General features: G+C 38.5%; 14 protein-coding genes. All 14 read left to right on the top strand.

Annotated elements, in window-relative coordinates; all coding sequences use genetic code 11:
* The first annotated feature begins 6 nt into the window (after positions 1–6).
* The 14 genes from ACH6EI_RS02835 to aroB all read left to right on the top strand — a co-directional run bounded on the left by ACH6EI_RS02835 (position 7) and on the right by aroB (position 12406).
* Positions 7–1038, top strand: coding sequence for an NAD(P)H-dependent glycerol-3-phosphate dehydrogenase (locus ACH6EI_RS02835; protein WP_013059021.1), 1032 nt, complete (start codon positions 7–9; stop codon positions 1036–1038).
* Positions 1039–1353: 315 nt separating this feature from the next.
* Positions 1354–1557, top strand: coding sequence for a DUF2768 domain-containing protein (locus tag ACH6EI_RS02840; RefSeq protein WP_028411511.1), 204 nt, complete (start codon positions 1354–1356; stop codon positions 1555–1557).
* A gap of 24 nt (positions 1558–1581) precedes the next feature.
* Positions 1582–2304 carry a hypothetical protein gene (locus ACH6EI_RS02845; protein WP_028411510.1) on the top strand — a complete coding sequence of 241 codons (723 nt, stop codon included), beginning with the start codon at positions 1582–1584 and terminating at the stop codon, positions 2302–2304.
* A 229-nt stretch (positions 2305–2533) separates the two neighbouring features.
* Complete coding sequence (spoIVA, locus tag ACH6EI_RS02850; protein WP_013059017.1) at positions 2534–4012, top strand: stage IV sporulation protein A; 1479 nt, start codon at positions 2534–2536, stop codon at positions 4010–4012.
* 373 nt (positions 4013–4385) lie between these two features.
* Positions 4386–4658, top strand: a complete 273-nt coding sequence (locus tag ACH6EI_RS02855) for an HU family DNA-binding protein (protein WP_013059016.1) — start codon at positions 4386–4388, stop codon at positions 4656–4658.
* A gap of 148 nt (positions 4659–4806) precedes the next feature.
* On the top strand, positions 4807–5373 hold the full coding sequence (folE, locus tag ACH6EI_RS02860) for a GTP cyclohydrolase I FolE (protein WP_013059015.1): 567 nt from the start codon (positions 4807–4809) through the stop codon (positions 5371–5373).
* 25 nt (positions 5374–5398) lie between these two features.
* On the top strand, positions 5399–5629 hold the full coding sequence (mtrB, locus tag ACH6EI_RS02865) for a trp RNA-binding attenuation protein MtrB (protein ID WP_028411509.1): 231 nt from the start codon (positions 5399–5401) through the stop codon (positions 5627–5629).
* A 281-nt stretch (positions 5630–5910) separates the two neighbouring features.
* Complete coding sequence (locus ACH6EI_RS02870; protein ID WP_226313308.1) at positions 5911–6702, top strand: heptaprenyl diphosphate synthase component 1; 792 nt, start codon at positions 5911–5913, stop codon at positions 6700–6702.
* A gap of 4 nt (positions 6703–6706) precedes the next feature.
* Entirely contained in the window at positions 6707–7411 is a 705-nt protein-coding gene (locus ACH6EI_RS02875) for a demethylmenaquinone methyltransferase (RefSeq protein ID WP_013059012.1), read from the top strand.
* A gap of 81 nt (positions 7412–7492) precedes the next feature.
* Entirely contained in the window at positions 7493–8458 is a 966-nt protein-coding gene (gene hepT, locus ACH6EI_RS02880; RefSeq protein WP_028411507.1) for a heptaprenyl diphosphate synthase component II, read from the top strand.
* Positions 8459–8573: 115 nt separating this feature from the next.
* Positions 8574–9023: a nucleoside-diphosphate kinase gene (gene ndk / locus ACH6EI_RS02885; protein WP_013059010.1), complete on the top strand. Its 450-nt coding sequence runs from the start codon at positions 8574–8576 to the stop codon at positions 9021–9023.
* Positions 9024–9234: 211 nt separating this feature from the next.
* A complete protein-coding gene (locus ACH6EI_RS02890; protein ID WP_028411506.1) occupies positions 9235–10017 on the top strand; it encodes a CheR family methyltransferase in 783 nt (260 codons plus the stop codon).
* Positions 10018–10151: 134 nt separating this feature from the next.
* Positions 10152–11324: a chorismate synthase gene (gene aroC / locus ACH6EI_RS02895; RefSeq protein WP_099000471.1), complete on the top strand. Its 1173-nt coding sequence runs from the start codon at positions 10152–10154 to the stop codon at positions 11322–11324.
* Entirely contained in the window at positions 11324–12406 is a 1083-nt protein-coding gene (gene aroB, locus ACH6EI_RS02900) for a 3-dehydroquinate synthase (protein ID WP_028411504.1), read from the top strand. The genes aroC and aroB overlap by 1 nt, the downstream gene beginning before the upstream one ends.
* Positions 12407–12650: the final 244 nt, after the last annotated feature.

Genomic DNA, 12650 nt, shown 5'->3' on the forward strand with positions numbered 1-12650 from the left:
ATCGGCGTGGAAAGAATAGCTGTACTAGGAGCAGGGAGTTGGGGAACTGCATTAGCTTTCGTATTGGCGGAAAATGGACACGATGTTCGCATTTGGGGACATAGACAACAAGTCATTGATCAAATCAACGAGACGCATCAGAATGAAAAATATCTGCCTGGTGTAGAGCTTCCTCATCAGATTAAAGGTTTTACGTCATTAGAAAAGGCAATAGAGGGTGTTGAAACCCTTATTTTAGCTGTTCCAACGAAGGCCATTCGTGAAGTGTTGCAACAGCTAAAATCCCTTACCGATGAACTGTTTACAATTGTTCACGTAAGTAAAGGAATTGAACCGGATTCTCTTTTACGTATATCTCAAATGATTCAACAAGAAATTGATACAAAAGACATCGTTGTCTTATCAGGTCCGAGTCATGCTGAAGAAGTAAGTAGAAGGCAGCCGACAACCGTGACGTCAGCTTCAACAAATATACAAGCAGCAGAAAAAGTGCAGGATTTATTTAATAATCAACAGTACTTCCGTGTTTATACAAATCCTGATGTGATTGGTGTGGAAATTGGGGGAGCGTTAAAAAATATTATTGCTCTTGCTGCTGGTATCACGGATGGACTTGGATATGGTGACAATGCGAAGGCCGCTCTTATGACTCGTGGCTTAGCTGAAATCGCTCGTTTAGGTACGGTGCTTGGCGCCAATCCTCTGACGTTCTCAGGTTTAACCGGGATTGGAGACTTGATTGTAACGTGTACAAGCGTTCATTCTCGAAATTGGCGCGCTGGTAATCTTCTTGGAAAAGGCAAAAATTTAGACGAAGTATTAGAAAATATGGGAATGGTTGTAGAAGGTGTACGCACGACGAAAGCAGCTTACCAGCTATCTCAAAAATACGACGTAAAAATGCCGATTGCTGATGCTTTATATAATGTACTGTTTAATGATGTGAAGGCAAAAGATGCAGTAGACGCGCTTATGTCTCGTACTAAAACACATGAAATGGAAGATTTAGCGAATGTTTTAGGAGAAAAATTAAATTAAGTGCAAAGAAATATGAAAAAATAGGCAATTGGTGATACCCAAAATCATTTACTTGCATAAAATAACGTGTAAATAAAGATGAGTAGAACTGTTAGTATGGGAATATTTAGTTACGGTCGAAGCGAAGAGCCCCCTTCGCTTCGATTTTTTTTATGTGAAAAAGCAGGAATTTGTCAATTTAATAGGAAAGTAATTACTATAGAGCGTAAATCAATGGAAGGTAAATAAATATTAAATTTAGAATGTTCTATTAATATCCATCTTAACTATAAGTCCTTATGTTATAATAACGGTGAAAAAAGGAGTGGATGCAATTTGTCGCCAGGTTTGTTAAAGATGTGGATTTCATTGGGTTCCATTGTATTTATGTTTATTGCGGTATTTTCTATTTACTTTAGTCGTTATAAAATCACGAACCGCGTTGGTAAAATTGTACTCGCTTTCATTGCCTATTCGCTCATGATTGTAGCAGGTCTTATTATGGTAATTGTTGTATTCAGTGGTCCGACAGATGCTTAATGTACATATGGTAGGGTGAGGAAAATGAAAAAATTCATGCTAACGTCTATTGTTGGGTTAACCATTTTTGTATTATCCGGTTGTTTGTACCCGACGGAAAGAATGTCTCAAAATCAAGTTCCTTATAAAGATCAAGTTGCTTCCGTACAAACGGCCGTTGATCAATTTAAAGAAGAAAGCGGAGGCTTATTGCCGATAAAAACGAAAGATATGGACACGCCGATTTATCAAAAATATCCGATTGACTTTACGAAAATTGTTCCTAGATACATGCAAGACGCACCTGGGAATTCGTATGAAAGCGGAGGGATATTTGCGTACGTGCTTGTGGATGCAGAAACAAAGCCCACGGTTAAATTATTAGACTTACGGATGGCGGATACGATTCAAGATGTTAATGTACATTTGAATATATACCGTCAAAACCATAAAGGATACGTACCGTTTAAAGACGTCATCGCTCCCGGCGTATTCTCTATTAACTATAAGAAATTGAATATGAAAGAACCCCCTGTCGTTACTAGCCCGTATACAGGGAATAGTCTTTCTTTAATTGTTAATGGGCAGGGAGATGTATTTGTAGATTATCGTCCTGATTTGTATGATGCCATTCAAAAGCATAAAAGCTCCTACAAACCGGGTGAAGATATCCGAAAGCTCCTTGTGGAAAACAGTGATTTTGTACCTGCTTACTCTCTTCCTTATACAGTTAACGATAAGAATGAACCAATATTTTTTAAAAAATAAGTCATGAACCCCTTCTCCTTGAATAATATTCAGAGAGAAGGGGTTTTCTCTTTCTTGTACACCAATAATGATAATCAGAATGACTAAGTCAGCATGTGCATGAAAAAAATCATAAATTTTTCTATCAAAAGTCATATTTTAATAGGACAACGTCATAACTATATAGTGTCCTAATTTACTCTCGCAATGGATGTCATATTCCATGAACTCATAGATCGGAGGGGATCTTTTGGAAAAGGTGGATGTATTTAAAGATATCGCTGAACGTACAGGAGGCGATATATATTTAGGTGTGGTGGGAGCAGTTCGAACAGGAAAATCTACATTTATTAAAAAATTTATGGAGCTGGTGGTCCTGCCTCACATCGAGAACGAGGCAGAAAGAGCTCGCACACAAGATGAACTACCACAAAGTGCAGCTGGAAAAACGATTATGACAACTGAGCCGAAATTCGTACCGAATCAAGCAGTTAATGTTTTGGTAGATGACGGGCTAGAAGTTAACATACGGTTAGTAGATTGTGTAGGATATACGGTGCCTGGTGCTAAAGGGTACGAAGATGAAAACGGACCTCGAATGATCAATACACCTTGGTATGAAGAACCAATTCCATTTCACGAAGCGGCTGAAATTGGAACGAGAAAGGTAATTCAGGAACACTCAACGATTGGTGTCGTCATTACAACAGATGGCTCAATTGGAGATATACCTCGTCAAGATTACGTCGAAGCAGAAGAGCGCGTCATTAATGAGCTAAAAGAAGTAGGCAAACCATTTATCATGGTTATTAATACCGTACAGCCATATCATCCTGATACAGAAAAGCTTCGTGCAAAGCTTAATGAAAAATATGATATTCCAGTATTAGCGATGAGTGTGGAAAGCATGCGCGATACTGATGTGATGAACGTATTAAGAGAAGCACTCTACGAGTTTCCTGTATTAGAAGTCAACGTTAATCTACCAAGCTGGGTAATGGTTTTAAAAGATAAACATTGGCTGCGTGAAAGCTATCAAGAAGCCGTTAAAGAAACGGTAAAGGATATTAAGAGGCTGAGAGACGTTGAACGGGTAGTAGAGCAATTTAGCCAGTTTGAGTTTATCGATCAGGCTCGATTAGCCGGAATTGAAATGGGGCAGGGAATTGCCGAAATTGACTTATACGCTCCAGATGACTTATATGATCAGATTTTGAAAGAAATCGTGGGAGTAGAAATTCGCGGAAGAGATCATTTGCTGCAGTTAATGCAAGACTTTGTGCATGCAAAAACCGAGTATGATCAAGTCTCTGATGCACTTCGCATGGTTAAGCAAACGGGTTATGGTGTAGCTGCACCTTCGCTTTCAGATATGAGCCTTGATGAACCTGAAATTATTCGCCAAGGATCGCGTTTTGGAGTTCGTTTAAAAGCAGTGGCACCTTCTATACACATGATTAAAGTGGATGTAGAATCAGAATTTGCGCCGATTATCGGAACGGAGAAGCAAAGCGAAGAATTAGTTCGTTATTTGATGCAAGACTTTGAAGATGATCCGCTTTCAATTTGGAATTCAGATATATTTGGCCGCTCTCTAAGTTCAATTGTAAGAGAAGGGATTCAAGGAAAGCTGTCGCTGATGCCTGAAAATGCGCGATATAAGTTAAAAGAAACGCTAGAACGGATTATTAACGAAGGATCTGGAGGTTTAATCGCGATTATTTTATAAGAATATAACGTTAGGCTCCTCATAAAGGAGCCTCTTCTTTTTGGATAGATCATACAAAACTTTACATATATTGTGATAGATCGCGTGGTTATCCTATTCCTGCGTTATTTTCTGCTTGCTATGCCTTGTTCAATATGTTAATCTTTTAACAGAAATCGATCGATCATACTGTTTTCACTACATACATACGGCAGACGAATGAAAAACATTGAATTATTTAGTTCAATCGTTTATGATTAGGCTTGTCGATACATAGGTTATGTATAATATCCATTTGTTTTGTTAAAGAATGAGATATAACGAATTACTAGATTCCTTTTCTAACAAGGTTTTTAGTTATTATATGATCCGATTTTGGGAGGAGGTGAATGGCATGAACAAGACAGAATTAATTAATGCTGTTGCAGAAGCAAGTGAGCTTTCAAAAAAGGATGCTACAAAAGCAGTTGATGCTGTTTTCGATACAATTTTAGAAGCTTTAAAAGCTGAGGACAAAGTTCAACTTATCGGTTTTGGTAACTTCGAAGTACGTGAACGTGCTGCTCGTAAAGGACGCAATCCACAAACTGGCGAAGAAATCGAAATTCCTGCTAGCAAAGTTCCTGCATTCAAACCAGGTAAAGCTCTTAAAGATGCTGTAAAATAATATCTACATAAAATGGCTTTATTCATAGCCGTTGATGAAGAGCTTTGAAAGGTCGCACATTTGCGACCTTTCTTTTTTGCCTTTGGTATATACATATGCTAGAATTTTTTTCATAAAGTCGTAATGCAACGAATTGGAGGGCAACAACATGTCATCTGTAAATAAACCACAGATCGAACAAGCTGTGAGACTAATTTTAGAAGCAATTGGCGAAGATCCAAACCGTGAAGGATTATTAGATACACCAAAGCGAGTAGCTAAAATGTATGAGGAAGTCTTTTCCGGGTTGAATGAAGATCCAAAAGAGCATTTTAAAACAGTTTTTGGAGAAGATCATGAAGAGCTAGTGCTTGTAAAAGATATTCCTTTTTACTCTATGTGTGAACACCACTTAGTGCCTTTTTACGGAAAAGCTCATGTTGCGTATATTCCAAAAGGCGGACGAGTGACCGGTTTAAGTAAGCTGGCAAGAGCGGTAGAAGCTGTTGCGAAACGTCCTCAGCTTCAGGAGAGAATTACATCTACAGTGGCGGATTCTATTGTAGAAACATTAGAGCCGCACGGGGTAATGGTAGTAGTGGAAGCAGAGCACATGTGTATGACCATGCGAGGCATTAAAAAGCCTGGGGCTATGACAATTACTTCTGCTGTGCGTGGAGTGTTAGAACACGATGCAAGTTCTAGAGCTGAAGTTTTATCATTGATCAAATCATAATGTGGATGATGAAGGAGAAGAGAATATGACACAAAAAGGAACGCCAGAGTATATTGTCATTAAAGCGGTCGAAGATGGAGTTAACGTAATTGGCTTAACGCGAGGAGCAGATACGCGATTTCATCATTCAGAAAAACTAGATAAAGGCGAAGTGATGATTGCGCAGTTTACTGAGCATACATCCGCAATTAAAATTCGTGGCAAAGCCGTCGTTCAGACTGTTCACGGAGAAATTGAATCCGATACGAAAAAATAAGCAGGGATTTTCCTGCTTTTATTTATATTTAAAATAAATGAATAAGAACAGGAAAAACATGGTGAAACTAAAAGCAATATCTTAAATTACTGTCTAAGAAATCAAGATGGTATGTAGATGAACGGTGTTCAAGCGGATGAGCAGCTAAAGGATTTAAACCGTGAAAAAGCTTCAAAAGAATTTAAAGGATATTTTATAATGTAATTATGTTATAATTGACACTATCGATTTGGAGTTAAAAGAACTTTAAACAAATAGTGATGGAAAGGGAGACAAGGATGATGAGCGTAAAAACCATCTATGATATTGTGGCCAACATGAAAGAACAGCTTCATGTTGAATTAAGTCATCCATATGTAAAAAAATATATTCATCATCCGCGTATTGATGAAAATAGATTACTGTACATGTGTTCGTTCTTAGATACTCTTTCAATGGAAGAAGAAAAAAAGAACAGCTCTGTGCTATCTGTGATGCTCGTTCAAACCGCACTTGATACCCACGATCTAGTCTCCACTCAAAATGTTAGCGGAAATGAAGGGAAGCTGCATGAGAGGCAGCTGGTAGTTTTGGCCGGAGATTATTACAGCGGCCTGTACTATTACTATTTAGCTCAAAGCAGCCAGCTGAATTTAATGAAAGTTATAGCATCTGCTATTAAAGAAATTAATATCGCTAAGATACACATTTATAACAATCGCTCTACTAATCCACACGACGTTATGAATAGTTTTTTAGCAGCAGAATCATCGTTTGTAAGATGCTTATGTGACTATTTTGAACGTGAAGAGTGGAAAGAACTTTTAAAACATGCAGCGTATTTGAATGGGATATTAAAGCAATTAAAGTCATTACAGCATAAAGAGCCTACTCTCTTGCTAAACTATTGCAAACAAATTGGCATGAATCAAGAACAAATAAAAGAATACCTTTATTCGTATACTCAACAGTCTGTAGATATTGTTAGAGGGTACTTACGAAGTGAATTTGCGATGAATGAGTTTTTAAGAGAGCACTTAGATGAACTTACATCTAGCTTAGAAGTGTTGAAAAATGTCGTAGGAGAAGGATAGAGATATGCAGCAATCAAAAGAACAGCGTGTCCATGGCGTATTTGAAAAAATATACAAAAATTATGATCAAATGAATTCTGTTATTAGTTTTCAGCGTCATAAGGCATGGCGCAAAGATACGATGAAGCGAATGAATGTTCAAAAAGGAACAAAAGCTTTAGATGTTTGTTGCGGAACTGCGGATTGGACGCTAGCTATGGCTGAAGCAGTTGGAGAAACAGGAGAGGCAGTTGGCCTGGATTTTAGTCAAAATATGCTAAAGATTGGTGAAGAGAAAGTAAAAAACTCACCTTTTTCAAATATTACTTTACTACATGGCAATGCAATGGAGCTTCCTTTTGAAGATAATTCATTTGACTATGTAACGATTGGATTCGGACTGCGCAACGTGCCCGATTACCTTCAAGTTTTAAAGGAAATGCAGCGCGTCGTGAAACCTGGCGGAAAAGTGGTTTGCCTTGAAACGTCTCAGCCAACGATGATTGGTTACCGACAAATGTACTTGCTTTATTTTAAGTATATTATGCCTGCGCTTGGAAAGATGGTCGCTAAAAGCTATGATGAATATTCATGGCTTCAAGAGTCAGCTAGGGACTTTCCAGGTCAAAAGCAATTGGCTGATATGTTCCGTGAAGCCGGTTTGACAGATGTTGAAGTGAAATCTTACACAGGTGGAGTAGCGGCGATGCATCTAGGGTACAAACGATAAAAGAGAAAAAGCTTGTCCTACAGGTGCAACAGCCTGTAGGATAAGGAGTAAAGAATGAATATATAATGCAAGGTGAGTCCAATGAAACTAAAAATGATGTACGCTTTTTTGAATACGGATATTACCCTTATTGAGAAAGAACTTGAACAAACTGTTCATACCGATGAAACACTTATCACAGATGCTTCTCTTCACCTTTTACAAGCAGGGGGGAAACGAATTCGCCCTGTATTTGTTTTGTTGGCAGCTAAATTTGGGCATTACAATATCGACCAAATCAAACATGTGGCAGTAGCGCTTGAGCTGATTCATATGGCGTCTCTTGTTCATGATGATGTTATTGATGACGCTGATAAGCGACGGGGAAAACCAACAATTAAGGCAAAATGGGACAATCGTATTGCTATGTATACAGGGGATTACATCTTTGCTCGTGCACTTGAAGTTATGAGTGAGGTTAAAGATGTGGAAGCACATAAAATTTTATCTAATACGATGGTGGAATTAACGCTCGGTGAAATTGAACAGATTAAGGACAAATACAACCTAAACCAAAACTTACGCGTGTATCTGCGTAGAATTAAACGTAAAACGGCACTGCTAATTGCTGCAAGCTGTCAGTTAGGCGCAATTGCAGCGGGAGCTCCTGAAGATATACATAAACGTTTATTTTGGTTTGGATATTACGTGGGAATGTCATTTCAAATTACGGATGACATTTTAGATTTTATCTCATCAGAAGAACAGCTTGGGAAACCAGTTGGCAGCGACTTACTGCAAGGAAATATTACGCTGCCAGTTTTGTATGCCATTGAAAATGCTGAGTTTCGAGATAAAGTAGAACAGCTTTTCGAGAGGGAATATGAGCAAGAGCTGATCGATGAAATTATTTCTGATATTAAATCTTCTAACGCCATTGAACGTTCATTTGAGATGAGCGATCGTTATCTGCAAAAAGCGATGAGCATTTTAGAAGAACTGCCGCCAAACAAGGCGAAAAAAACGCTGCATCAAATTGCGAAGTACATTGGAAAACGGAAATTTTGATTTATTTACTTTCATAAGTTGTAAACTGCTCGAAACAATGTTAATATCTTCATGAGGTGTGATTGCGCTTTCAAAACTTGTTTACATATCATGAACTTCAGGGGTGGAGAGTAAAATGATACAAAAAACGTTTTTAATGGTCAAACCAGACGGGGTACAAAGAAGCATTATTGGTGAGGTTATTTCTCGCTTTGAGAAAAAAGGTTTTCAATTAGTTGGAGCTAAGCTTATGCATATTTCGCAGGAATTAGCTGAAACACACTATGGTGAACATAAAGAGAAACCTTTCTTCGGTGAGTTAGTGAAATTTATCACATCAGGTCCAGTTTTTGCTATGGTATGGGAAGGTGAAAACGTGATTTCAGTATCACGTCAAATGGTGGGGAAAACTAACCCTCAAGAAGCGCTTCCTGGAACTATTCGAGGTGATTATGGACTGATTGTGGATAAGAATATTATTCACGGCTCAGATTCACCAGAAAGTGCGGAGCGTGAAATCAGCTTATTCTTTGAAAGTGAAGAGCTGACTTTCTATAAAAAAGACGCAGACGCTTGGATTTACTAATTTAGATAGCGCAAAAAGACGAATGAATTTTCATTCGTCTTTTTTATTGTGTGTATAAACAGGCTTCTAGGCTATTAAGTGCAAAGATTTCCCCGCATAAACATTTTCATAATGTATTCCGATATATTAATAAGAAGATAAGCGTATATAAAGGTTTTATTTCTTTATACGTCTAACATAAACGTATAGGAATGAGAAAGGAGAGTCAAAGATGATAGATGAATACGACGCGTTTGTGGAGAAAATAAAAACAAAAACAGGCATTGATTTATCACTATATAAGCAGTCTCAAATGCACCGCCGCCTCACCTCGCTGTATGAAAAAAAAGGTTTTTCTAGTTTTTTTGAATATTATCGAGCAATGAACAGTAACAACGAACTGCTTGAGGAGTTTTTAGATCGGATGACGATTAACGTGTCAGAGTTTTATCGCAACTATCAGCGGTGGGATATATTGGAGCAAAAAATTTTACCGACTCTTGTAAAAGGAAAAACAGATCTGAAAGTGTGGAGCGCTGCCTGTTCAACAGGGGAAGAGCCGTATACACTAGCGATGGTTTTATCAACATTTTTTCCGCTTTCGCGTATTTCTATATTGGCGACCGATCTGGATGAAAAAGTGATAGAAAAAGCAAAAATAGGCTTTTATGATGAACGTTCACTTCAGGAAATGCCTGTTTCGATGAAAAATAAGTACTTTCAACAAAGAGGAACCGGGTACTTATTAGATGAAAAAATCAAAAAAACAGTTATTTTTCAAAAACATAACTTACTGTCAGACTCTTTTCCTAAAAACGTTGACTTGATTGTTTGTCGAAACGTGCTTATTTATTTTACCGATGAAGCAAAGCATGCTTTATATGAAAAGTTTAGCAGAGCTTTAGCACCTGGAGGCATCTTATTTGTAGGGAGCACAGAGCAGATTTTCACTCCGCAAAAGTATGGGTTTGAAACGGCTGATACGTTTTTTTACAGAAAAGTAAAGACCATTTAATTGAGATAACCTGAAGCGATTTCTTACAAGCTGAGGTGAAACTTTTTATATATTCTTATGTTATAGTATGGTATAGTCATATTTAAAAATGGAAAAATTCTGACGAATAATACATATTAAGCGGAGGTACGATTATGCGATATTTAACAGCAGGAGAATCACATGGTCCACAGTTGACTACTATTTTAGAGGGTGTTCCCGCAGGACTTCCTTTAACAGCCGAAGACATCAATACAGATTTAGCGCGAAGACAAAAAGGTCATGGTCGCGGAAGACGTATGCAAATTGAAAAAGATCAAGCGGAAATTTTAAGCGGTGTTCGCCACGGCTATACGCTAGGATCTCCTATTACGTTAGCGGTAGAAAATAACGACTGGAAACACTGGACAAAAATTATGGGCATCGAGCCAATTTCTGAAGAAGAATCAGAAGAAGTAAAGCGTAAAATCTCAAGACCAAGACCAGGGCATGCCGATTTAAACGGCGCTATTAAATATGGTCATCGCGATATGAGAAATGTATTAGAACGTTCTTCAGCTCGTGAAACAACTGTAAGGGTAGCGGCAGGTGCTGTGGCTCGTCAAATCCTTGCTCAGTTCGGGATTTCTGTAGCTGGACATGTATTAGAAATTGGCGGCGTACAGGCAAATCCTCCTCAATACAAAAGCTTAGAGGAACTTCAAGAAGTCACTGAAGCTTCTCCAGTAAGATGTTTTGACTCAGCTGTTGAGAAAGACATGATGCAAGCAATCGATGATGCTAAGAAAAACGGCGATTCGATCGGAGGCGTAGTAGAAGTTATTATTGAAGGCGTGCCAGCAGGAGTGGGCAGCTATGTCCATTACGATCGTAAATTAGATGCGAAGATTGCTGCAGCTGTTATGAGCATTAATGCATTTAAAGGCGTTGAGTTTGGGATTGGATTTGAAGCGGCTCGCAGACCAGGAAGCGAAGTTCATGACGAAATTCTATGGGATGAAGAGCATGGATATACCCGTAAAACAAACAACTTAGGCGGCTTTGAAGGTGGCATGACAACAGGTATGCCAATTGTAGTACGCGGTGTAATGAAACCTATTCCAACGCTTTACAAGCCGTTAAAAAGTGTTGATATTGAAACAAAAGAAGCCTTCGAGGCAAGCATCGAACGTTCAGACAGCTGTGCTGTGCCGGCAGCAAGCGTTGTAGCAGAAGCCGTTGTAGCTTGGGAATTGGCTGATGCGCTAATCGAACAGTTTGGACAAGACCGAATTGATTTAATTGCTGAAAATATTGAGAAAATGCGTGTACATGCGAGGGAGTTTTAATGTTGCAAATTGATATTCAAACTTTATCCAAAACATATCCTCTTTATTTAGGAAATGGATTAATTGAAAAGCTGCCTTCTATTATTGAGAGTGTAAAACCTAATCTGTCGTCGGTGTTAATCATCACTGATTCAGCTGTAGATTCATATTATGGAGAAGCGGTTGTAAAAGCGATTGAGACGCAGTTTAAAGTGGCTAAATACGTAGTACCAAGCGGTGAACACGCAAAGTCATTTCAACATTACTACGATTGTCAGACTTTTGCACTCGAGCAGCAGCTTGACCGCAATGCGCTCGTTATTGCTTTCGGCGGAGGGGTAGTTGGCGATTTAGCTGGATTTGTAGCCGCTACATACATGAGAGGGGTTTCGTTTATTCAAGTGCCAACGACGCTTCTTGCTCACGATAGTGCTGTAGGCGGTAAAGTAGCCATTAATCATGAGCTTGGAAAAAATATGATTGGCGCTTTTTATCAGCCTGAAGCGGTTGTTTATGACATTGATCTTCTTAAAACGCTTCCTGAAAGAGAGTGGCGTTCTGGTTTTGCAGAAGTGATTAAACATGCTTTTATTCACGATGAAGCATTTTATGAATGGCTTCAGCAAAATATACAATCGCTGACTGATTTACAAGATGAAAAATTAATTTATGCTATTCAAAGCGGTATTTTAGTCAAAGCATCTGTTGTAAAAGAAGATGAGACAGAAGCTGGCGTTCGCGCTCACCTGAACTTTGGACATACGTTAGGTCATGCGATCGAAGCAGAGTGCGGCTATGGACAAATCAGTCACGGAGAAGGCGTAGCCATTGGGATGCTGTTTGCTATGAAAGTCAGCAATACGCTTGGGAAAAGCGAGTTCCCTGTAGCTGAAATTGCGAAATGGTTTGAAAAATTTGGCTATGAGACGTCTGTTCCAAACCACCTTTCAGCTGAAAAGCTGCTCGTGAGAATGAAAGCAGACAAGAAGTCCAAATCAAGCAATGTTCATATGGTACTGCTTGAAGGCGTAGGAAAACCTTTTGTTCAACAAGTAGAAGATGAAGTGATTCTTAAGCTGCTGAATGAAGAGCTTCAAGCGTAGTTTCTTCAAAAGCCAAGTAGATAGTAGTTGACAAATGAATTTGAAACGTACTACAATTGGTAACAAGTTAGTTTAGAGATTTTAGTTATGAGAAAAAAATAGACAGTTTAGTTGAGATTAGGGTAGACGAGAATGAGACAGTTGAGCAGAGTTTAGTTGAGTGAATTTTACCATTCGTATACCCAAAGGCCCATTTTTGATGTGTCTTTGGGTTTATTTATTATATCCTCTTTTATATAACCTC

The sequence above is a fragment of the Priestia sp. JSM ZJ58 genome, assembly GCF_044383985.1.
GTDB lineage: Bacteria > Bacillota > Bacilli > Bacillales > Bacillaceae_H > Priestia > Priestia zanthoxyli.